18 protein-coding genes are annotated in these 21818 nt (G+C 74.2%); 11 read left to right on the forward strand and 7 right to left on the reverse strand.

All coding sequences use genetic code 11. The annotated features are described in order from the left end of the window. Positions 1-3: 3 nt before the first annotated feature. The 11 genes from ABT160_RS06820 to moeZ all read left to right on the forward strand — a co-directional run bounded on the left by ABT160_RS06820 (position 4) and on the right by moeZ (position 13034). Complete coding sequence (locus ABT160_RS06820) at positions 4-1278, forward strand: DUF3152 domain-containing protein (RefSeq protein WP_502984170.1); 1275 nt, start codon at positions 4-6, stop codon at positions 1276-1278. 109 nt (positions 1279-1387) lie between these two features. Then, positions 1388-1483, forward strand: a complete 96-nt coding sequence (locus tag ABT160_RS06825; protein WP_351644483.1) for an Ms4533A family Cys-rich leader peptide — start codon at positions 1388-1390, stop codon at positions 1481-1483. Positions 1484-1685: 202 nt separating this feature from the next. Further along, entirely contained in the window at positions 1686-3407 is a 1722-nt protein-coding gene (locus ABT160_RS06830; protein WP_351644484.1) for an ABC transporter substrate-binding protein, read from the forward strand. Further along, entirely contained in the window at positions 3404-4384 is a 981-nt protein-coding gene (locus ABT160_RS06835; RefSeq protein ID WP_351644486.1) for an ABC transporter permease, read from the forward strand. The genes ABT160_RS06830 and ABT160_RS06835 overlap by 4 nt, the downstream gene beginning before the upstream one ends. Beyond that, positions 4381-5370: an ABC transporter permease gene (locus tag ABT160_RS06840; protein WP_351644487.1), complete on the forward strand. Its 990-nt coding sequence runs from the start codon at positions 4381-4383 to the stop codon at positions 5368-5370. Before ABT160_RS06835 ends, ABT160_RS06840 begins: the two co-directional genes overlap by 4 nt. Next, entirely contained in the window at positions 5367-7016 is a 1650-nt protein-coding gene (locus ABT160_RS06845; protein ID WP_351644488.1) for an ABC transporter ATP-binding protein, read from the forward strand. The genes ABT160_RS06840 and ABT160_RS06845 overlap by 4 nt, the downstream gene beginning before the upstream one ends. A gap of 192 nt (positions 7017-7208) precedes the next feature. Beyond that, positions 7209-8852 carry a DUF3492 domain-containing protein gene (locus tag ABT160_RS06850; protein ID WP_351644690.1) on the forward strand — a complete coding sequence of 548 codons (1644 nt, stop codon included), beginning with the start codon at positions 7209-7211 and terminating at the stop codon, positions 8850-8852. Next, a complete protein-coding gene (locus ABT160_RS06855; RefSeq protein ID WP_351644490.1) occupies positions 8845-9942 on the forward strand; it encodes a hypothetical protein in 1098 nt (365 codons plus the stop codon). The genes ABT160_RS06850 and ABT160_RS06855 overlap by 8 nt, the downstream gene beginning before the upstream one ends. A 150-nt stretch (positions 9943-10092) precedes the next feature. Next, positions 10093-11052 (forward strand): NAD-dependent epimerase/dehydratase family protein, encoded by a 960-nt coding sequence (locus tag ABT160_RS06860; RefSeq protein ID WP_351644493.1) that lies wholly within the window; start codon positions 10093-10095, stop codon positions 11050-11052. Beyond that, a complete protein-coding gene (locus tag ABT160_RS06865; protein WP_351644494.1) occupies positions 11040-11792 on the forward strand; it encodes a spherulation-specific family 4 protein in 753 nt (250 codons plus the stop codon). The genes ABT160_RS06860 and ABT160_RS06865 overlap by 13 nt, the downstream gene beginning before the upstream one ends. Positions 11793-11855: 63 nt before the next feature. Continuing rightward, a complete protein-coding gene (gene moeZ, locus ABT160_RS06870; protein ID WP_351644496.1) occupies positions 11856-13034 on the forward strand; it encodes an adenylyltransferase/sulfurtransferase MoeZ in 1179 nt (392 codons plus the stop codon). Between the two features lie 76 nt (positions 13035-13110). On the opposite strand, the gene ABT160_RS06875 is transcribed toward moeZ, so the two are convergent. The 7 genes from ABT160_RS06875 to narH all read right to left on the reverse strand — a co-directional run bounded on the left by ABT160_RS06875 (position 13111) and on the right by narH (position 21818). Next, positions 13111-14682, reverse strand: a complete 1572-nt coding sequence (locus ABT160_RS06875; protein WP_351644498.1) for an alpha/beta hydrolase — start codon at positions 14680-14682, stop codon at positions 13111-13113. 58 nt (positions 14683-14740) lie between these two features. Next, positions 14741-16306: an alpha/beta hydrolase gene (locus tag ABT160_RS06880; RefSeq protein ID WP_351644499.1), complete on the reverse strand. Its 1566-nt coding sequence runs from the start codon at positions 16304-16306 to the stop codon at positions 14741-14743. Positions 16307-16386: 80 nt separating this feature from the next. Beyond that, positions 16387-17766 carry a protoporphyrinogen oxidase gene (gene hemG / locus ABT160_RS06885; protein ID WP_351644501.1) on the reverse strand — a complete coding sequence of 460 codons (1380 nt, stop codon included), beginning with the start codon at positions 17764-17766 and terminating at the stop codon, positions 16387-16389. Then, entirely contained in the window at positions 17754-18944 is a 1191-nt protein-coding gene (locus ABT160_RS06890) for a TIGR04053 family radical SAM/SPASM domain-containing protein (RefSeq protein ID WP_351644503.1), read from the reverse strand. Before ABT160_RS06890 ends, hemG begins: the two co-directional genes overlap by 13 nt. Continuing rightward, on the reverse strand, positions 18941-19666 hold the full coding sequence (gene narI, locus ABT160_RS06895) for a respiratory nitrate reductase subunit gamma (protein ID WP_351644504.1): 726 nt from the start codon (positions 19664-19666) through the stop codon (positions 18941-18943). Before narI ends, ABT160_RS06890 begins: the two co-directional genes overlap by 4 nt. Next, on the reverse strand, positions 19666-20298 hold the full coding sequence (gene narJ / locus ABT160_RS06900) for a nitrate reductase molybdenum cofactor assembly chaperone (protein WP_351644505.1): 633 nt from the start codon (positions 20296-20298) through the stop codon (positions 19666-19668). The genes narI and narJ overlap by 1 nt, the downstream gene beginning before the upstream one ends. Further along, positions 20295-21818 (reverse strand): nitrate reductase subunit beta, encoded by a 1524-nt coding sequence (narH, locus tag ABT160_RS06905; protein WP_351644506.1) that lies wholly within the window; start codon positions 21816-21818, stop codon positions 20295-20297. Before narH ends, narJ begins: the two co-directional genes overlap by 4 nt.

Consider the following 21818-nt stretch of genomic DNA (forward strand, 5'->3'; position numbering starts at 1 on the left):
GGCGTGGGACGACACAGCCGAAAGGGCCCCGTGCCCCAGGGTCCGCCATCCGGTCCCGACACCGGACCGGTGCCCGGCATACCCGACGGCGCCGCCGCGGCGCCGCAGCTGCCCGGGACGGGCCGCAGGCGCCGGGCGCCGGGCGCGCAGGACGACCCCGGGGCGCGCGAGCGGGTGCGCGGCGGACACCCCGAGCACCACGAGCCCGGCGGCGGCTGGGGCGCACCGCCCCGCGAGCACCAGCAGCGCTACGGCGACTGGCACGGCACGCCCCGCCCGGCTCCCGGCCAGGGCGAGCGGCCCCGCGTCCCCGGCCAGCGACAGGCCCCGCACGCGGGCCCCGTCCACCAGGTCCCGGCGCCCGTCCCCGCCCCCCGGCGCGAGGCCGGGTCCGGGGAGACGGCCCCGGAGGCCGTGGACGTCAAGGACGCCGAGGACGCCAAGGACAAGGAGCGGGGCAAGGGCGGCAAGGGCCGCACCCTGACCGGCATCGCGGCCGCCGCCGTCACCACCGTGCTCGCGGTCGTGGTGGCCGGGCAGGTCGCCGCCGACGACCCGGACACCACGACGGCCTCGCGGGCGGCCGGGGACGCCCCGGACCGCGCGGGCGCCGGGCCCGCCTCCCGCTCGGACGACCGCAAGACCCCGCAGGGCGAGAGCAAGCCGGCCGTTCCGGCCACGTACGAGCAGCTGATGGCCGCGCAGTTCCCGATCGACCCGAAGCTGAAGGCGTCGGGGCAGTTCGAGACCGTGCCCGGCTTCGAGAAGGCGCCCGGCAAGGGCGAGCGGATCGCCTACCGGATCGACGTGGAGAAGGGGCTCGGCCTGGACGGCGCGCTGTTCGCCAAGGCGGTCCAGCGCACCCTGAACGACCCGCGCAGCTGGGCGCACGGCGGGGCGCGCACCTTCGAGCGGGTCTCCTCCGGCGACGCCCGGTTCGTGATCACGCTGGCCAGTCCCGGCACCACCGCGGTGTGGTGCGCCAAGTCCGGCCTGGACACCTCCGAGGACAACGTCTCCTGCGACTCGGCGGCCACCCCGCGCGTGATGATCAACGCGTTCCGCTGGGCCCAGGGCTCGCCGACGTACGGGGCGAAGGCGATGTTCACCTACCGGCAGATGCTCATCAACCACGAGGTCGGGCACCGGCTCGGGCACGGGCACGTGAACTGCCGCACGCCCGGCGCGCTGGCCCCGGTCATGCAGCAGCAGACCAAGTCCCTGGACATCGACGGGATCACGTGCAAGCCCAACCCCTGGGTGTACCCCACCGGTTGAGACCGCTCCCGGCCGCATTCGGGACACCCGTCCACATAGTGGGACGGGTGTCTCAGGAATGCGTGATCGCGCGTTGACATCGCGCAGGCGTTCGTTCATATTTCTCGGCATGTCGCCCCGTCACACCACCTCCGAGCGCGCCGCCATCGAGCTGGCGCTCATCGGTGTGACCGCGCACAGCGTGGCCGACATCCACTGTCGCTGACGCCGCCCGAGCGCGCGTCGGCCCTTCGTGCCGTCCCCTTTTCCCGCGCCCGGTTCCTCCCGTTCGCAGGCGCGGCCCCCTCGTGGCGTTCACGTGACTTCCCTGTCGTACGACCGGATCCTCCGGTGTCGACGTCTGCGCGGAATCGAATCTGTCGAGTTCCCGTCTTCCGCCCGCAGCAGTACACCGAGAGGCTTTCCCGATGCGTCAACCGTCCGCGATAACCCGCCGCCTGGCAGCGGCCGCCGTCACCCTCGCCGTGGCCTCGGGCGCCGTCGCCTGCGGCCCCGAGGACAAGGACGCCAAGGGAGCAGCCGGCGCCGAGGGCGCGCCCCGGAAGGGCGGCACCCTGCGCATCCTCAACAGCGAGCCGCAGAGCGACTTCGACCCCGCGCGCCTCTACACCTCCGGCGGCGGCAACGTCCCCTCGCTGGTCTTCCGCACGCTGACCACCCGCAACCGGGAGGACGGCGCCGAGGGCACCAAGGTCGTCCCCGACCTCGCCACCGACACCGGCCGTCCCAACAAGGACGCCACCGAGTGGACGTTCACCCTCAAGGAGGGCCTGAAGTACGAGGACGGCACGCCGATCACCACCGCCGACGTCAAGTACGGCATCGAGCGCTCCTTCGCCGCCGAACTCTCCGGCGGCGCCCCCTACATGCGCGACTGGCTGGTCGGCGGCGACGCCTACCAGGGCTCCTACAAGGACCCCAAGGGCCTGGCCTCCATCGTCACGCCCGACGCCAGGACGATCGTCTTCAAGCTGAAGAAGCCCGAGGGCGAGTTCCCGTTCGTCGCCACCCAGACGCAGTTCGCGCCGGTGCCCAAGGCCAAGGACAAGGGCGCCAAGTACGAGGAGCACCCGGTCTCCTCGGGCCCGTACAAGGTCGTCAAGAACGAGAACGACGGCGAGCACCTGGTCCTGGAGCGCAACCCGAACTGGGACCCCAAGACCGACGAGGAGCGCAAGGCCTACCCCGACCGGGTCGAGGTCACCTCCGGCCTGGACGCCGCCGTCATCAACCAGCGGCTGACCACCTCCTCGGGCGCCGACGCCGCCGCCGTCACCACCGACACCAACCTCGGCCCGGCCGAGCTGGCGCAGATCGGCTCCGACAAGTCGCTGGAGAAGCGCGTCGGCACCGGCCACTTCGGCTACACCAACTACCTGGCGTTCAACCCGACGGTGAAGCCCTTCGACAACGCCAAGGTCCGCCAGGCCATCTCGTACGCGATCAACCGCACCAGCGTGGTCAACGCGGCGGGCGGCTCCGCGCTCGCCGAGCCCGCCACCACCTTCCTGCCCGACCAGAAGGCGTTCGGCTACACGCCCTACGACCACTTCCCGGCGGGCAAGTCCGGCGACCCGGCCAAGGCCAAGGCCCTGCTGAAGGAGGCCGGTTACCCCAGCGGCCTGAGCATCACGCTGACCCACTCCACCGCGCAGAACCGCGAGACCGGCCCCGACACCGCCACCGCCGTGCAGGAGGCGCTCAAGCAGGCCGGGATCACCGTGAAGCTGGAGGGCCTTGAGCCCAACGCGTACAACGAGAAGCGCTGGGCCGGCAAGGGCTCCCCGGGCTTCTTCATCTCCCGCTGGGGCGCCGACTGGCCGGCCGGCGGCCCCTTCCTCGCGCCGATCTTCGACGGCCGCCAGATCGTCACCAACGGCTCCAACTACAACCACGCGCTCCTGAACGACCCCGCGGTCAACAAGGAGATCGACGAGATCAACAAGCTCACCGACCTCAAGGCCGCCGCCGTCCGCTGGGGCGCCCTGGACAAGAAGATCGGCGAGCAGGCGCTCGACGTCCCGCTGTTCCACCCGGTCTACAAGCGCCTGGTCGGCAAGCAGGTCAAGAACGTCGTCATCAGCGACTGGACCGGTGTCCTCGACGTCTCGCAGGTCGCGGTCAAGTGACCGCGCTGCAGGAGACCCTGGCGCCCGCGACGGGAGTTCCCGCCGCGGGCGCCGCCCGCCAGGTCTGGCGACGGCTGCGCACCCGGCCCGCCGCGCTCGCCGCGGCCGCCGTACTGGCGCTGCTCGTCGTCCTCGCCGTCGCCGCGCCGCTGCTCGCGGCGCTGGAGGGCCAGGACCCGGACACGTACCACGACGCCCTCGTCGACTCCGCGCGCGGCGGCGTCCCGCTCGGCTCCTTCGGCGGGGTCGGCGCCGAGCACTGGCTCGGCGTCGAACCGGGCACCGGCCGCGACCTGTTCGTCCGGCTGCTGTACGGCGCCCGCGTCTCGCTGCTCATCGCCCTCGGCGCGACCGTCGCCCAGGTCCTGGTCGGCATCGTCATCGGGCTGGCCGGCGGGCTCGGCGGACGCTGGCTCGACGCCGTCCTCGGACGCGCCACCGACGTGATGCTCGCCCTGCCCATGCTGGTCGTCGCCATCGCCCTGACCGCCGTGGTGCCCGCCGACTTCCCCCGGCCGCTGCTGCTCATCCTGGTCATCGGCCTGCTCGGCTGGGGCGGCACCTCGCGCATCGTGCGCGCCCAGACGCTCAGCCTCAAACGGCTCGACTTCGTCGCCGCCGCCCGGCTCGGCGGCAGCGGGCCCTGGCGGGTGGCGCGCCGCGAACTGCTGCCGTCGCTGGCCGCGCCCGTCATCACGTACGCCTCGATCCTGGTACCCACCAACATCGTGGTCGAGGCGTCGCTGTCCTTCCTCGGCGTCGGCGTGAAGCCGCCCACGCCGTCCTGGGGGCAGATGCTGTCCACGGCGCAGATCTGGTTCCGCGCCGACCCCATGTACGTCCTGCTCCCCTCCGGGTTCCTGTTCGTGACCGTGCTCGCCTTCACCGTCCTCGGTGACGCGGTGCGCACCGCGCTGGACCCGCGCGAGGCGAGCCGGCTGCGCGTCGGCACGCGCAAGGAGAAGAAGGTGTCATGACGCGCTTCGTACTGAAGCGGCTGATCGGCGCGGTGCTGGTGCTGTTCGCGCTCTCGGTCCTGGTCTACGGACTGTTCTACGTCCTGCCCGGCAACCCCGCCCAGATCGCCTGCGGGGAGAAGTGCACCCCCGCCCAGGTGGCGCAGGTGCGCGAGCGGCTCGGCCTGGACGAGGGGGTGTGGGCCCAGTACGCCCACTTCCTGGGCGGCCTGTTCACCGGCCGCGACTACAGCGCCGGCGTCGGCGTGCTGCACTGCGACGCCCCCTGCCTGGGCCTCTCGTACAAGAACGGCCAGCCGGTCACCGCGATGATCGTGGAGAAGCTGCCCGCCACCGCCTCGCTGGCCCTCGGCGCGCTCGTCGTCTGGACGGTCGTCGGCGTCGGCACCGGACTGCTCTCCGCGGTCCGCCGCGGCGGCCTGACCGAGCGCGCGCTGACCGTGGTCACGCTCGCCGCGACCGGCATGCCGGTCTTCATCCTGGGCCTGCTGCTGATGATGGCCGTCTGCGCCTACCTGGAGTGGCTGCCCTTCCCCTCCTACGTCGGGCTCACCGAGGACCCCGAGCAGTGGGCCTGGAACATGCTGCTGCCCTGGGTCACCCTGGGCTTCTTCGAGTCCGCCAAGTACGCCCGGCTGACCCGGAGTTCGACGCTGGAGACGCTGGCCGAGGACCACATCCGCACCTTCCGCGCCTACGGCGTGGGGGAGCGGGCCGTGGTGGCCCGGCACGCGCTGCGCGGGGCCTTCCCGCCGGTGATCGCGCTCAGCGCCTACGACCTGGGCACCATGTTCGGCGGCGCGGTGCTCACCGAGCGGCTGTTCAACATCCCCGGCCTCGGCAACGCCCTGATCACCGGCGTGCGCCAGGTCGACCTGCCCGTCGTGGTCGGCGTGGTGATGCTCCTGGGCGTGGCCGTGGTGCTCGCCAACGTGCTCGCGGACGTGCTGTACGCCGTGGCCGACCGAAGGGTGGTGCTGGCGTGACGACGCCCCTGGTGGAGGTCGACGGCCTCACCATCGAGTTCCCGGCCGAGGACGGCGCGCTGCGCGCCGTGGACGACCTGTCCTTCACCCTCGCGCCCGGCGCCGCGCTCGCCCTGGTCGGCGAGTCCGGCAGCGGCAAGTCCACCGTCGCGGGCGCCCTGCTCGGCCTGCACGCCGGCACCGGCGCTCGGGTCACCGGGACGGTACGGGTCGACGGCACCGACCTCGCCACCGCCACGCCCGCCGCGCTGCGCCGGCTGCGCGGCGCCACCGCGGCCATGGTCTTCCAGGACCCGCTGTCCTCGCTCGACCCCTACTACGCCGTCGGCGACCAGATCGCCGAGGTCTACCGGGTGCACACGGACGCCTCCAGGAAGGCCGCCCGCGCCCGGGCCGTGGAGGTCCTGGACCGGGTCGGCATCCCCGACGCGGCCCGGCGCGCCCGGCTGCGCCCGCACGAGTTCAGCGGCGGCATGCGCCAGCGCGCCCTGATCGCCATGGCGCTCTCGCTGCGGCCCAGGCTGCTGGTCGCCGACGAGCCGACCACCGCCCTCGACGTCACCGTCCAGGCCCAGATCCTGGACCTGTTGCACGAGCTGCGCCAGGAGAGCGGCATGGGCCTGCTCCTGGTCACCCACGACGTGGGCGTCGCCGCCGAGAGCGCCGACGAGGTCCTGGTGATGCGCGGCGGGCGGGCGGTGGAGCGCGGACCGGTGGGCCGGGTACTGGCCGGGCCCACGCACGCCTACACCAAGGAGCTGCTCGCCGCCGTGCCCCGGCTCGACGCGCCGCGCGCCGCCACCGCGCCGGTCACCGGCGAGCCGCTGCTCGAAGCGGTGGACCTGCGCCGCGAGTTCGGCCGCGGCAAGGCCCGTACCGCCGCCGTCGACGGGGTCTCGCTGAGCGTGCGGGCCGGCGAGACGCTCGGCGTGGTCGGCGAGTCCGGCAGCGGCAAGACCACCCTGGGCCGGATGCTGGTGCGGCTGCTCGACCCGAGCTCCGGCCGGATCCGTTACGAGGGACGGGAGATCGGCTCACTGTCGGAGAAGGCCCTGCGGGCGCGCCGCCGCGAGCTCCAGATGGTCTTCCAGGACCCGGTGTCCTCGCTCAACCCGCGCCGCACGGTCGGCGAGTCGGTCGCCGACCCGCTGCGGGCCGCCGGGGTCCTCGACGACCGCGCGGTCCGCGCCCGGGTGCAGGCGCTCCTGGAGCGGGTCGGCCTCGACCCGGACCGCGCCGACCGCTACCCGCACGAGTTCAGCGGCGGCCAGCGCCAGCGCGTCGGCATCGCCCGGGCCCTCGCCGCCGAACCGCGGCTGATCGTCTGCGACGAGCCGGTCTCCGCGCTGGACGTGACGACCCAGGCGCAGGTGATCGAGCTGCTCTCCTCGCTCCAGCGCGAACTCGGCCTGGCGCTGGTCTTCATCGCCCACGACCTCGCCGTCGTGCGCCAGGTCAGCGACCGGGTCGCGGTGATGCGCCGGGGCCGGATCGTGGAGCAGGGCACCGTCGAGGAGGTGTACGGCGCGCCGTCCGACCCGTACACCCGCAAGCTGCTCGCCGCCGTGCCCGCGCTCGACCCGGAACTGGCCGCCGAGCGGCGCGGCGCCCGCAGGGCCCTGCGCGACGAACTGGCCGCAGCCTGACCGAGCGTAATCAAAACTCCCCCTAGCGCGACGGAACGCGACCAGGGAGCGAAAGTTACGTGCATTCACCCCTTCTGGTGGCGCGACGGACAACCGTCCATCGCGCCACCTGCATCTCCGCTTACGTTCTTCCCGCTGCGGGTGGCCCGGTGCGAACGGCCCCCGCCCACGAGGAGGATCGGGGGTGTGCTCGTGCGGATCGGACTGCTCACCGACGGCGGATATCCGTACGCGGCGGGAGAGGCCGGAGTCTGGTGCGACCGGCTGGTGCGCGGGCTCTCGGGCCACGAGTTCGACGTCTACGCGCTCGGCCGGGGCCCCCGCCAGGAGGCGGCGTCCCGCGTCCCGCTGCCGCCCAACGTGCGCAGAGTGCGCACCGCCCCGCCGGGGGAGCCCGGGCACGACACCCGCACCCTCGGCCGCCGCGAACGCCGCAGCTTCGCCCGGCACTTCGCCGCACTGGCCGGCGCCGTCTGCCGCCCCGGTGCCGACGGCTTCGCCGACGCGCTGCACGGCCTCGCCGAACTCGCCCGCGACCACGGCGGCCTGCCCGCCGCGCTGCGCTCCGAGGACGCCGTGCGCGCCGTGGAGTCCGCCTGCCGCGCGCCCGGCGCGCACCGCGGCGTCCAGGGCGCTGCCGTCCCCGACTACCTCGCCTTCACCGAGCACCTGGAGCGCGCCCTGCGCCCCCTCTCGCTCGACTGGTACGACGAGGACGGACTCGGCGGCGCCGACCTCTGCCACGCCGCGACCGGCGGGACGGCGGCCCTGCCCGGCCTGTTGGCCAAACGCTTCTTCGGAGTCCCGCTGCTGGTCACCGAGTACGGCGTCCAGCTGCGCGCCCACTACCTGAAGGACTCCGGCGAGAACCCCCGGGTGCGCGCCCTGCTCGCCGCCTTCCACGGCGCCCTCGCCGCCGAGGTCTACGCGAGCGCCGACACCGTCACCCCCGGCAACGTGCACGCGCGGCGCTGGCAGGAGCGGTGCGGCGCCGACCGGGCCAAGCTGCGCACCGTCTACCCCGGCATGGCCGCCGACCGGTTCGCCGCCGTCGGCGAGGGCCCCGACGCCGCCGACCCCGCCACCCTCGTCTGGGTCGGCCGGATCGAGCCCGCCAAGGACCTCGTCGCCCTGCTGCACGCCTTCGCCGAGGTCCGCAAGGAGGAGCCCGCCGCCCGGCTGCGGCTCATCGGCGCGCCCGTGCGGGACGCCGGGTCCGAGGCGTACCTCACCCACTGCCGCGCCCTGGCCGCCCAGCTCTTCCCCGACGAGGCCGCCGACGCCCACGCCGTCGGCGACAACCCGGTCTCCTTCGAGGAGATCGGCGGGCCCGAGGCTCCCGAACTCGCCGACGCCTACGCCGCCGGGGCCGTCGTCGTCCTCTCCAGCGTCGTCGAGGGCTTCCCGGTCAGCCTGGTCGAGGCCATGTTCTGCGGGCGCGCCACCGTCTCCACCGACGTCGGCGCGGTCGTCGAGGTCATCGGCGGCACCGGCCTGGTCGTCCCGCCGCGCAACCCGCGCGCCCTCGCCGACGCCTGCCTGGCCCTGCTGCGCGACCCCGAGCGGCGCGGCCGGCTCGGCGCGGCCGCCCGCGCCCGGGCCCTGGAACTCTTCACGGTGGAGCAGAACCTGGCGGCGTTCCGCGGCATCTACCTGGAGGTCATCTCGCGCGCCCCGGTCCGCCGCGAGGCCGAGGGCCTGGACGCCGACGGCGCCCCGCTGCCCTTCGCCCACCCCGCCGAGGCCCACGTCCCGGGCCGCTGGGCGTCCCCGGGACGCGCCCACGGCCGGTTCGACCGGCCCGTCGCCGCCGCAGTGGGAGAGACCGATGGCTGAGCCCGCGCAGGACACCCGGGAGGCGCCCGCCGCGCCCCGCACCCCCCGGCGGGGGCCCGCCGACCCGGTCAAGGCCCTGCTGCACCGCCACCGCGAGCTGTGCGAACGGGCCGTGGACCCGCTGGAGATCGCCGCGGGGCTGGAGGCCCACGGCGTCACCGACCGCACCGCCGCCCGCTTCCGCCACCGCGACGTCTTCTCCCTCGCCGAGGAGCTGTACGCCCGCGTGCCGCGCGGAAACGAACCGGCACCCCGGACCCCGGCCCCGCCCGGGCGGCAGCGGCCCGGCGCCTGGGCCGCGCTCACCCTGCTGCCCGGAGCCGTCTGCGCCCTCACCGTGCTGGCCCTGCGCACCACCACCGGCGGCCCCCGCGTCGCCCTCGCCACCACCGGGGTCCTGGCCCTCGCCGCCGCCCTGGCCGCGAGCGTCCGGCGCGGCCCGCTGCGCGCGCCCGGCCGCGCCGTCCCCGCCGCCTGGCTGTGGACCGGCTGGCTGCTCGGCTACGCGCTGGCCGGGGACGGACTGCTGCGCGCCCTGCTCAGCGGCGGGCCCGACACGCTCTGGCCGCTCACCCCCGCACCGGTCCTCGCCCTGGCCCTCGCCGTCGCCCCCGCCGCCTGGAGCGCCCGGCTGTTCGCCGCCCGGGCCCGGCGCAGGCTGCTCGCCAGCCGTGGCCTGGACGACTTCGCCTCCGGGGTCCGCCCGCTGCTCCTGGCCACCGTCGCCCTCCAACTCGGCTGCACCGCCGGGCTGCTCGCCCTGGTGGCCCTGGTCCTCGGCCCGGTCGCCGCGCTGCCGGCCGGAGCGCTGGGCGCCCTGCTCTTCACCGCCCGGCTGCTGACCGTGCACGGCTCCGCGCGGGCCGCCGCCACCGGGCTCGCCGCCGCCTGCGCCGCCGAGGCGCTGTCCCTGGCCGCGGTGCTCGCCGGACGGCTGCCCGGCTGCCACGCCCTGGCCGCCCCGGTGCGGGCCGCCGTCGAGGCCCTCGGCGCCGGGGCCGTCCCCGCGCTCGCCTGCGGCGGCGCGGCGCTCGGCCTGCTCGTCCACGCGACCGCCGCGCTGTCACGGGCCTCGGCCCATGCCACGTAAGCCCCCTTCCCGGCCTTTCCCACCGGGCACCCGCGGAGCCGACGCCGCGGGCGCCCCCGAACCCCGCCGCCACGGCACCCCTCACAAGGAGACGAGAGAAATGACCACCCCACCCGCAGCACCGGCCCGTCGGTACCCAGGGGGTGCGCGATGAGGGTGCTGCTGCTCGGAGCCAACGGATTCCTCGGCCGCTTCGTGGCCGACCGGCTGCTCGCCGACCCCGCGGTCCACCTGACCGCGCTGGGCCGCGGCGACGACGCCGACGTGCGGTTCGACCTCGCGGGCGGCAGCCCCGGCGCCCTCACCCGGTTCCTGGACGCCGTCCACCCCGGCGTCGTCGTCAACTGCGCCGGAGCCACCCGCGGCGGCGCCCGCGACCTCACCCGGCACAACACGGTCGCCGTCGCCACCGTCTGCGAGGCGCTGCGCCGCAGCGGCTGCGGCGCCCGGCTGGTCCAGCTGGGCTGCGCCTCCGAGTACGGGCCCTCCCAGCCCGGCTCGTCCACCGCCGAGGACGCCGTGCCGCGCCCCGGCGGGCCCTACGGCGTCTCCAAGCTCGCCGCCACCGAACTGGTCCTGGGCTCCGGCCTGGACGCGGTCGTCCTGCGGGTCTTCTCGCCGGTCGGCCCCGGCACCCCGGCCGGGTCCCCGCTGGGCCGGCTCGCCGAGGCGATGCGGCGCGCCATGCAGGCCGGCGACGGCGAGCTGAAGCTCGGCGGCCTGGGCGTGCAGCGGGACTTCGTCGACGTGCGGGACGTGGCCAGGGCCGTGCACGCCGCGTCCCTCTCGGCCGCCCAGGGCGTGGTCAACATCGGCACCGGGCGCGCGGTGCGGCTGCGCGACGCGGCCTCGGTGCTCGCCCGGGTCGCGGGCTACGCGGGCACCCTGCACGAACTGGACGGCCCGCCCGCCCGCCCGGTCATCGGGGCGCCCCGCTCCGAGACCATGGCCGAACACCTGGCGGCGGCCCCGTTCCCGTACCCGGACGGGTGCGGCAGCTGGCAGCAGGCGGACGTGCGCACCGCCCGCGACCGGCTCGGCTGGCGGCCCCGGATCAACCTTGAGGAGTCGCTGGCCGACATCTGGATGGAGGCGGCGTGCCGCATCTGACCTCGGACAAGGCGCAGTCGGCCACCGGCCGCGCGCGCCTCGGCTTCGGTGTCCCCGGCTACGCCCATCCGCTGCTCGCACCCCTGGAGTGGGCCGAACTGGCCCGCCCCGGCACGCCGTTGCACTGGGCCGTCCTCAACGTCGCGGACGGCCCGGGCGCCCGGCCCGACCCGCACTGCCTGGAGGCCGCGGGGCGGCTGCGCAACGCGGGCGTGCGGGTCCTCGGGCACCTGGACCTCACCTACGGGGCCCGGGCGTTCGGCGAGGTCGTCGCGGACGCCCACCGGTTCCTGGACTGGTACCGGGTGGACGGCTTCCTGCTGGACCGCTGTCCCACGGACCGGGACGACCTGCCCCAGGTGCGGCGCACCACCGCCACCCTGGAGGCGGTGGTGGAGGGCGCCCACCTGGTGCTCGGGCACGGCACGCACCCGTACCCCGGCTACGCCGAGGTGGCCGACCAGCTGGTCACCTTCTCCGGGCCGTGGACGGACTACCGCTGGTCACAGGTGGCGGAGTGGACGGCGGACCTGCCGCCGGAGCGGTTCGTGCACCTGGTCCACGGGGTGCCGCGCACGCACCTGGAGGAGGCGATGCGGATCGCGCGCTGGCAGGGCGCGGGGACGGTCTTCTTCACCGACCGCAGTGACCGGGGAGCGGGACAGAACAGCCCGTTCGAAGCCCTGCCCGGGTACTGGGACGAAATCGTCTCGCGCATTGGACCGGGTGTCTCGGAATGAAGGGGGGCGTGGCAGTGTTACAGACGGAACACCCGTACGTAGATACCGACCAACGGAGTCCCCGTGTCGCTGCCACCCCTGGTAGAGCCAGCAGCTGAGCTCACCGTAGACGAGGTCCGCAGGTACTCCCGCCACCTGATCATCCCCGACGTGGGGATGGACGGGCAGAAGCGGCTCAAGAACGCCAAGGTGCTCTGCGTGGGCGCCGGCGGCCTCGGGTCCCCGGCCCTGATGTACCTGGCCGCCGCGGGCGTGGGCACGCTCGGCATCGTGGAGTTCGACGAGGTCGACGAGTCGAACCTGCAGCGCCAGATCATCCACAGCCAGGCGGACATCGGCCGTTCCAAGGCGGCGTCCGCGAAGGACTCGGTCCTCGGCATCAACCCGTACGTGAACGTGATCCTCCACGAAGAGCGGCTCGAGGCCGAGAACGTGATGGAGATCTTCGGCCAGTACGACCTGATCGTCGACGGCACGGACAACTTCGCCACGCGCTACCTGGTCAACGACGCCTGCGTGCTGCTGAACAAGCCGTACGTGTGGGGCTCGATCTACCGCTTCGACGGCCAGGCGTCGGTGTTCTGGTCCGAGCACGGCCCCTGCTACCGCTGCCTCTACCCGGAGCCCCCGCCGCCGGGCATGGTGCCCTCCTGCGCCGAGGGCGGCGTCCTGGGCGTGCTGTGCGCGTCCATCGGCTCCATCCAGGTCACCGAGGCCATCAAGGTCCTCGCGGGCGTCGGCGACCCGCTGGTCGGCCGCCTGATGATCTACGACGCCCTGGAGATGCAGTACCGCCAGGTCAAGGTGCGCAAGGACCCCGACTGCGCGGTCTGCGGCAGCAACCCGACCGTCACCGAGCTCATCGACTACGAGGCCTTCTGCGGCGTCGTGTCCGAGGAGGCCCAGCAGGCGGCCGCCGGTTCGACGATCACTCCCAAGCAGCTCAAGGAGTGGATCGACGACGGCGAGAACATCGAGATCATCGACGTCCGCGAGCCGAACGAGTACGAGATCGTCTCGATCCCGGGCGCCAAGCTGATCCCCAAGAACGAGTTCCTGATGGGCACCGCCCTGGCGACCCTGCCGCAGGACCGGAAGATCGTCCTGCACTGCAAGACGGGCGTCCGCTCCGCGGAGGTCCTCGCGGTGCTGAAGTCCGCGGGCTTCTCGGACGCGGTCCACGTCGGCGGCGGCGTGATCGGCTGGGTCAACCAGATCGAGCCGGAGAAGCCGATCTACTGACGGTCCGCACGTGACGGTGCCCCGGAGCCGACGGCTCCGGGGCACTTCCGTGTCGGCGTCGGGCTACGGACCGGGCTCACGGACAAGTCGTCCCGTTCGCCGGGACCTTCCCGTCCAGCAGGTACGCGTCGACCGTGCGGGTCACGCAGGCCGCCGTGCCGTACGCGCCGTGCCCCTCGCCCTTGTTGGTGAGCAGCACCCCCACGCCCGCGCCCAGTTCGTCCGCCATCTTCTTCGCGCCCTCGTACGGCGTGGCCGGGTCGCCGGTGGTGCCCACCACCAGGACCGGGCCCGCGCCCGGGGCGCTGGCCTCCGGGGTGTCGCGCTCGCCCGGTACCGGCCAGTTCGCGCACCAGCCCGCGGTGTCCCAGGCCAGGAACTCGCCGAACACCGGGGAGATCCGGCGGAACTCCGGCAGCAGCGCCCGCGCCTGCGCCGCCGTCGGACGGGCCTTGGAGTCCGCGCAGGAGATCGCCCGCTGGGAGTGGCTCTGCGTGCTGTAGTGCCCGTCGCGGTCACGGTCGTTGTACGCGTCCGCCAGGCGCAGCAGCTCGCTGCCGACGCCGCGCTCGGCCTGGGCGAGCGCGCTGGTCAGCAGCGGCCAGTTGCCCTGCGAGTACAGCGGCAGCACGATCCCGGTCAGCGCCAGGCCGTCGGTCAGCTTCCGCCCGCTGTCGGTGGGCAGCGGCTTCGCGTCGATCGACCGCAGCAGCCGGGTGATCCGGGCGGTGCCCTTCGCCGGGTCCTCGCCGGTGCTGCGCAGGTAGTTGTCCAGCGCCCGCTGGAAGCCGGTGGTCTGGTTGCGGGCGTGACCCACGGTGTCGGCGGTGGGGTCGACGACCGCGTCGAGCACCGTGCGGCCCACCTTCGCGGGGAACAAGTGGGCGTAGGTGCCGCCCAGTTGGGTGCCGTAGGAGATGCCGAAGTAGTTGAGCTTCGCGTCCCCGAGGACCTGGCGCACCAGGTCCAGGTCGCGGGCCGCGTCACTGGTGCCGACGTGGGGGAGCAGCCGGCCCGAGCGGCGCGCGCAGCCCGCGCCGAAGTCCGCGCCGTCCTTCAGGTACGCCGCCTCCTCGGCCGGGGTGTCCGGGGTCAGGTCGACCCGGGACTCGGCGGCGGCCTGCTCCGCGTCGTCGCGGCAGACCACGCCCGCGCTGCGGGACACCCCGCGCGGGTCGAAACTCACCAGGTCGTAGCGCTCGTTGAGCCTTCCGTACTCGTCGGCGGCGCGCGGCAGGGTGTCCACGCCGGAGCCGCCGGGCCCGCCGAAGTTGAAGAGCAGCGAGCCGATCCGCCGGTCCCCGTCGCGGGCCTCCTTGCGGATCAGCGCGAGCGGGATCGTCGTACCGGACGGCTTCGCGTAGTCCAGCGGCACCCTGACGGTGGCGCAGCGCCACTCCCCGCCCGGGGCGCTGCCGCCCGCCGGGGCGGAGCAGGCGCGCCAGTCGGGCCGCTGGCCGGTCAGCGCGGCGGGCAGGCCGCCGCCCGCGGGGGACGGCGCGCGGGACGACGCGGCGGGCGGGGCGCTCCCGGTGCGCTTGGCGTCGTCCACCGAGGCGGGCGCGCCGGGGGAGCTGTCGCACCCGGCCAGGGCGGTGGCCAGGACCAGGACGGAGGCCGCGGCCCCGGCCCGTACGCGCACGGACATGTGTTCCCCCGCTCTGAGGATGGAACGGCCATCCTAGGCAGGGGAGTCACGGGTGCCGTCAGGGGCACACGGTGTTCGCCGCGGGGACCTTCCCCTCCAGCAGGTACGCGTCCACCGCGCCCTGCACGCACCGGTCGCCGCTGTTGTACGCGCCGTGCCCCTGGCCCTTGAACGTCAGCTCCACGCCGACCCCCGCGCCCAGCGCGTCCGCCATCTTCTTCGCGCCCTCGTACGGCGTGGCCGGGTCGCCCGTGTTGCCGACGACCAGGATCGGCGCGGCGCCAGGGGCGCTCACGTCGGGGTGCTGCCAGGCGCCGGGCACCGGCCACTCGCCGCACCCCATCAGGCCCCAGCCGAGGAAGTCGCCGAAGACCTTGGAGGCGGCGCGGAACTCCGGGAGCCGCTCCTTGGTCTGCTCCAGCGTGTAGCGGTCCTTGGAGTCCGCGCAGTTGATGGCCGCGTTGGCCGCCTGGATGTTGCTGTACTTCCCGTCCTCGCCGCGCCCGTTCATCGAGTCCGACAGGGCGAGCAGCAGGGCGCCGTTGCCGCCGTCCGCCTCGTCCAGGCCCTGTTCGAGCAGCGGCCAGTACTCCTTGGAGTACAGCGTCTGGGCGATGCCGTTGGTGGCCTGGGTCTGGGTCAGCTCGCGGTCCCCGATGCCCTTGACCGGCTTGGCGTCCAGGCGCCCCAGCAGGCCCGTGACGAAGTCCTCGATCTCGGCGGTGCTGGTGCCGGGCAGCCGGCACCGGTCGCCGCGCCGCACGCAGTCCTGGGCGAAGTTGTCCAGGGCGAGCTGGAAGCCCTTGGCCTGCCCGAGCGCGCCCTGGGCCGCGTCGTTCGTCGGGTCGACGACCGCGTCGAACAGCGCCCGGCCCACGTTCTTCGGGAACAGGTGCGCGTAGACGCCGCCCAGCTCGGTGCCGTACGAGATGCCGAAGTAGTACAGCTTGTCGTCGCCGAGGACCCGGCGCATCAGGTCCATGTCGCGGGCGGCGTTGGTGGTGCCAACGTGCGGGAGCTGCTTGCCGGAGTTCTTCTCGCAGGCGTCCGCGTACTGCTTCAGCCCGTCGGTGAGCGCCTTCTCCTCGGCGGCGTCGTCCGGGGTGGCGTCCTGCGCGTAGTAGGCGTCCAGCCGCTTGTCGTCCTCGCAGCGCACGCCCTCGCTGCGGCCCACTCCGCGCGGGTCGAAGCTCACCAGGTCGTAGCGGGCGCGCAGCCGCTCGTAGTCCTTGCCGAACGAGGGCAGTCCGGTGACGCCGGAGCCGCCGGGCCCGCCGAAGTTGAAGACCAGCGACCCGATCCGGTCCCCGGACCCCTTGGCTTTCGCCCGGATCAGCGCCAGGTCCAGGGTGTCGCCGTCCGGCTTCGCGTAGTCCAGCGGCGCCTTGAGCGTGGCGCACTGCCAGGCGGTCCCGTCGGGCAGCGGGGCGGGGGCCGCGCCGCCGCCCTCCGCGGTGTCCGGAGCGGGGCAGTCGGCCCAGGCCGGCTTCTGCGCGGCGAGGTCGTCGGGCCGGTCCTCGCCCTGGTCGCCCCGGCCGCCGCCGGAGCAGCCGGTGGCGATCAGTACGACGACGGCGGTGGCGGCGAGGACGCTGGCGCGCCGGGAGCGGGAAGAGATCGGCATGCCCCCATGCTCCCCGCCTCCCCCCACCCCCGCTCGGGACGGGGGGCCATGCGGGGGTCACCCGCACCCCTCCGGAGCCGCTAGCGGGATTCCGCGATCCGGTGGCCCGCCGACAGGCCCGTGGCGACGCAGGCCGCCACACCGACTCCCTCGTAGCTCGCCCCGCAGACCTCCAGGCCGGGGAGGGCCTCGACCGCCTCGCGGATGCGGGCCACCCGGGCCGCGTGGCCGACGCCGTACTGCGGCAGTGCCTGCGGCCAGCGGGTGACGCGTGCGGCGACCGGGTCGCCGATCGGGCCGATCGCGTGGTGCAGCTCGGCCAGCGCGGTGCGCACCAGGTGGCGGTCGGGCAGCGAAAGCCGGTGCTCCTCGCCGAGGCGCCCGATGGAGGCCCGCAGCACGAACACCCCGGGTGCCGCGTCCGCCTGCCACGCCCACTTGTTGGACAGGAACGTCGCGGCCTTCACCGCGTGCCCGTCCACCGGCGGCACCAGGAACCCGTTGCCCTCCGGCAGCCGGGTCGCGCGGTCGCGGGCGAAGGCCATGGTCACCACGGCCGACCCGGCGTGCTGGATCGCGGCCAGTTCGACCTCGGCGGCCGTGGAGTGCGGACGCAGCAGCGGCGCGGCGGCGTACGCGGGCAGGCCGAGCACCACCGCGTCCGCCTCGATCAGCAGCGGCCCGTCGCCGGTGCGGGCCTCCACCCGCCAGCGTCCCGACGCGGTCCGCTCCAGCGAGGTGGCCGTGGTGCCGGTCAGGATCCGCGCCCCGGAGGCCTCGGCGACGGCGGCGGGCAGCCGTCCGGTGCCGCCGACGACACCGCGCACGAACGCGGGCCTCGGCGTGCCCGGGGCGGGCTTGGGCCGGTCGCGCAGCGCGGCGAGCAGCGAGCCGCCGCGCGCCGCGAGGGCGGCCACCGGGGGCATCGCCGAGCGCAGCGAGAGGCGGTCGGTGCTGCCCGCGTACACCCCGCCGAGCATCGGCTCGACCAGCCGGTCCACCGCCTCCCGGCCCAGGCGCTGCTCCAGGTAGGAGGCGACCGTGACGTCCTCGGTGACCGGCGGCGCGGGCAGCAGCTCCTCCTGGCGCAGCCGGTCCAGGCCCGCGTCGGTCAGCAGCCCGGTGCCGGCCAGCGCCTCCGGGTCGGCCGGAATGCCCATCACGTGGCCGGGCGGCAGCGGGCGCAGCGCGCCGTTCGTCCACACGGTGACCGGGGCGACGGCCGGGTCGACCAGCGACGGGCCCAGACCGACCGCCTCGGCGAGCTCGACCGCCTCGGGCCGCATCGCCATGATCGACTCGGCGCCCTCGTCGACGGGGACGCCGGCCAGGGTGCCGGTGCGCAGCTTCCCGCCGACCCGGGTGTGGGCCTCCAGGACGGTGACGTCGGCGCGCCCCCGCAGCTGCCAGGCGGCGGCCAGTCCGCTGATGCCGCCGCCGATCACGATCACAGAGCGCACGGTGCCACCTCGCGCAGTTCGTCCTGGTAGGGGAAGCTGCCGGGCTCGTAGGAGCACCACGGGTCGGCGGCGAGGAAGTCTCCGGTGGCGCCGTAGGCGCGCGAGCGGGAGCCCCCGCAGACGGCGCGGAACTCGCAGCGGCCGCACTTGCCGCGCAGCAGCCCCGGTTCGCGCAGCGTCGTGAAGAGCGCCGAGCCCCGGTAGACGTCGGTCAGCGGGTGGTGGCGGACGTTGCCCGCCGACACCGGGAGGAAGCCGCTGGGGTGCACCTCGCCGGTGTGCGAGACGAAGACGAACCCGCGGCCGGAGGACACGTCCATCGGCGGGCGCCGCGCGGAGCGCGTCTCGCCCTCGTACAGGCCCAGTTCGGCGGCCCGGGCGCTCAGCCGCGCGTGCAGCGGGCCGAGTCCGGGCCGCTCGCCGTGCCGCTCCAGGATCGTGCGCTGGAGCACGACCCGGCGGAAGTGGTGGCCCTCGGTGGTCTTGGTCGCGACGACCGACCCCATGTCGTACAGGAAGTGCAGGACGTCCTCGGTCTCCTCCGGCGTCAGCGCGTCCAGGTCCGCGCCGCGCCCGGTGGGCACCAGCAGGAAGCCGGACCAGAGCATCGCGCCCTCGCGCCGCACCAGCGCGGCGATGTCCGCGAGGTCGGGCAGGCTGTGCCGGGTGACGGTGGTGTTGATCTGCACCTTCAGGCCCAGCTCGCGGGCGGTCCGCCAGCCGTCCAGGGTCCAGTCGTAGACCCCGTCGACCCCGCGGAACGCGTCGTGGCGCTCCGCGGTGGAGCCGTCCAGGGACAGCGACAGGGCGACGGCGCCCGCGTTGCGCACGGCCACCAGGTTCTCCCTGGTCAGGGTGGGGGTGCCGGAGGGGGAGACGGCGACGCGCAGGCCGAGCGAGGTGCCGTACGCGATGAGCTCTTCCAGGTCGGTGCGCTGGAACGGGTCGCCGCCGGTGATCACGAACAGCGGCGCGGGCTTGCCGAACGCGGCCACCTGCTCCATCAGCCGGAACGCGTCGGCCCCGGTCAGCTCGCGCGGGTCGCGCGCGGGCTGGGCCTCGGCACGGCAGTGCAGACAGGCCAGCGGGCAGGCGCGGGTGGACTCCCAGATGACGATGAACGGCCGGTCGTCGACCGCGTGCCGGGGCCGGCGGACCGCTGTCCGCGCGGGCCTCACGAGACCCGCTCCCAGCCGCGCTTGTTCTCCCGGTTGGCCAGGTCCTTCGGGTCGCGGGCGCGGTAGACGACGTACGGCCGGAAGAGGTACTTCACCGGGGCGGCGAACATGTGCACCAGACGGGAGTACGGGATCAGCGCGAACAGCGTGAAGCCGAACAGGATGTGCAGCTTGAACGCCAGCGGCGCGCCCGCCATCAGGTGCCAGTCGGGCTGCAGGGTGAACAGCGAGCGGAACCAGACGGAGATGCCCTCGCGGTAGTTGTAACCGTCCGTCGCCCCCGTGGAGTTGAGGACGGTCGCGAGGAGCCCGAGCACCATCGCGCCGAGCAGCACCGTGTACATCAGGTGGTCGCTGCGCAGTGTCGCCCTGCGCACGCCCGGCACCTTGAACCGCCGGTAGACCAGGATGCCGATGCCGGCCGCGGCGGCCACGCCCGCGACCGCTCCGGTGGAGACGGCGATCAGGTGGTACGCGTGGTCGCTGACGCCCAGCGCGTCCGTCCAGCCCATCGGGACCAGCAGGCCCACCACGTGGCCCAGGACCACGAAGACCATGCCGAAGTGGAAGAGCGGGGAGCCGATCCGCAGCAGCCGCGACTCGAGCAGCTGCGAGGAGTGCGTGGTCATCCCGAACTTGTCGTAGCGCGCCCGCCAGACGGTGCCCGACACCAGGAGTGCGATCGAGACGTAGGGCAGGACGCCCCACAACAGCAGGTCCATCAGGCGGTGGTCCTTTCCGGGACGACGGGCCAGGGCAGTTCCACGCCGGGGCCGAACGGTTCGAGGCCGACGAGCTCGCGCGGCGGGCCCGACCGGGCCAGCGCCTTCGCCTCGGCCTTGGTCTGCGGGGACGCGCCCGGCAGCGTGGCGCACACGGCGGCGAGGACCCCGGCGTACGGCGTGCCCGCCTGGGCCACCCCGATCCGCAGCAGCTCCAGGCCCGAGCGGTGCTCCTGGAGCAGCTCGGTGCCGGGCTCCACGTGCTGCCCGGCGAACTCCAGGGCCACCGGCAGGAAGTCCGGCAGCTCCTCGCCCGCGTACTCCAGGCCGTGGTCGCGGTAGATCCGCTTGATCCGCACCAGGGACAGGCCCCGGCGCCGGGTGTCGCCGTCCGCCCACCAGGTCAGGTACAGGCAGCGGCGGTTGCGGGTGTCGAAGGTCTCCGTGTAGTGCGCGGCCAGGTCGAGCGGGTCGGTGGCCTCCACGTGGTCGAGGAAGGAGTGGAGCAGGCCGGCCGCCTCGCCCCCGGACTCGTCCAGCGCGGCGCGCAGCAGCGGGAGTTCGGCGTACAGCAGCTCGCCGGGGTACTCCAGGCAGCGCCCGGCGACCAGCCGGATCACGGCGGTGTTCACGCGGAACGCCTCCTCGTCGGGCCGAGGTTGAGCATCACGCGGTCGGCGGCGATCTCGCTCACCGGGCAGCCGTCGTCCAGCGGATGGGTGTCGGCGAGCGCGTCGGCGTCGGCGCGCGCGGCCGTCGGGATCACGTACCGGTCCTCGTACTTGGCGATGGCGAGCAGCCGGAACATGTCCCGCAGCTCCTCGCCGGTCAGCCCGACCGCCGTGGCGATCGACTCGTCCTCCTCCTCGCCCAGGTTGACGCGGCGCATGTACGCGCGCATGGCGGCCATCCGCCGCAGCACCGCCTCGACGGGGTAGGCGTCCCCGGCGGTCAGCAGCTCGGCCAGGTACTCCACCGGGATGCGCATCGCGTCGATGGCGCCGAACAGGTTGCCCGCGTCCTCGCCGTCCCGGCCGCTCGCGGCGACCGCCTCGACGACCGGGGAGAGCGGCGGCACGTACCAGACCATCGGCATCGTGCGGTACTCCGGGTGCAGCGGCAGCGCCACCTGGTAGGTCGCGATCAGGTCGTACACCGGCGAGCGGCGCGCCGCGTCCAGCCACTCCCCGGTGATCCCCGCGGCCCGCGCCGCGGCGGCGACCGCCGGGTCGTGCGGGTCGAGGAACGCCTCCAGCTGGGCCGGGTACAGGTCGTGCTCGTCCTCCACCGCGGCGGCCTCGGCGACCTTGTCGGCGTCGTACAGCATCACGCCCAGGTAGCGCATGCGGCCCACGCAGGTCTCCGAGCAGACGGTCGGCATGCCGACCTCCACGCGCGGGAAGCAGAAGGTGCACTTCTCGGCCTTGCCGGTCGAGTGGTTGAAGTAGACCTTCTTGTACGGGCAGCTGCTCACGCACATCCGCCAGCCCCGGCACTGGTCCTGGTCGACCAGCACGATCCCGTCCTCGTCGCGCTTGTACATCGCGCCGGACGGACAGGCCGACACGCAGGCCGGGTTGAGGCAGTGCTCGCACACGCGCGGCAGGTAGAACATGAAGCTCTGCTCGAACTCCATGCGGATCTTCTCGCCGACCTCGTCGCGGATCTTCTCCACGATCGGGTCCTTGACCGCGTGCTCGGGCGCGCCGCCCAGGTTGTCGTCCCAGTTGGGGCCCCACTCGATGGTGTCGAGCGGTTCGCCGGTGAGCGCCGAGACCGGCCGGGCCACCGGCAGGTCGTCGCCCGCCGGGGCCTGGGTGAGGTTCTTGTACTCGTACGTCCAGGGCTGGTAGTAGTCCTCGATCTCCGGCATCTGCGGATTGGCGAAGATCTGCCCCAGGCGCTTGGCGCGCCCGCCCGCGCGCAGCCGCAGCCGGCCCGAGCGGGTCCGCACCCAGCCGCCCTTCCAGCGCTCCTGGTCCTCCCAGCGGCGCGGGTAGCCCTGGCCGGGCAGGGTCTCGACGTTGTTGAACCAGACGTACTCGGTGCCCTGCCGGTTGGTCCACGCCTGCTTGCAGGTGACCGAACAGGTGTGGCAGCCGATGCACTTGTCGAGGTTCATCACCATGGCGACCTGCGCCATCACGCGCAT

The sequence above is a fragment of the Streptomyces sp. NPDC001941 genome (assembly GCF_040296945.1).
In the GTDB taxonomy this organism is placed as follows: domain Bacteria; phylum Actinomycetota; class Actinomycetes; order Streptomycetales; family Streptomycetaceae; genus Streptomyces.

Coding starts and splice junctions, on each gene's coding strand:
- ABT160_RS06825 (WP_351644483.1), top strand. CDS start 1,388: ATGTCGCCCCGTCACACCACCTCCGAGCGCGCCGCCATCGAGCTGGCG.
- ABT160_RS06830 (WP_351644484.1), top strand. CDS start 1,686: ATGCGTCAACCGTCCGCGATAACCCGCCGCCTGGCAGCGGCCGCCGTC.
- ABT160_RS06840 (WP_351644487.1), top strand. CDS start 4,381: ATGACGCGCTTCGTACTGAAGCGGCTGATCGGCGCGGTGCTGGTGCTG.
- ABT160_RS06855 (WP_351644490.1), top strand. CDS start 8,845: ATGGCTGAGCCCGCGCAGGACACCCGGGAGGCGCCCGCCGCGCCCCGC.
- ABT160_RS06860 (WP_351644493.1), top strand. CDS start 10,093: ATGAGGGTGCTGCTGCTCGGAGCCAACGGATTCCTCGGCCGCTTCGTG.
- ABT160_RS06875 (WP_351644498.1), bottom strand. CDS start 14,682: ATGTCCGTGCGCGTACGGGCCGGGGCCGCGGCCTCCGTCCTGGTCCTG.
- ABT160_RS06880 (WP_351644499.1), bottom strand. CDS start 16,306: ATGCCGATCTCTTCCCGCTCCCGGCGCGCCAGCGTCCTCGCCGCCACC.
- narI (WP_351644504.1), bottom strand. CDS start 19,666: ATGGACCTGCTGTTGTGGGGCGTCCTGCCCTACGTCTCGATCGCACTC.
- narH (WP_351644506.1), bottom strand. CDS start 21,818: ATGCGCGTGATGGCGCAGGTCGCCATGGTGATGAACCTCGACAAGTGC.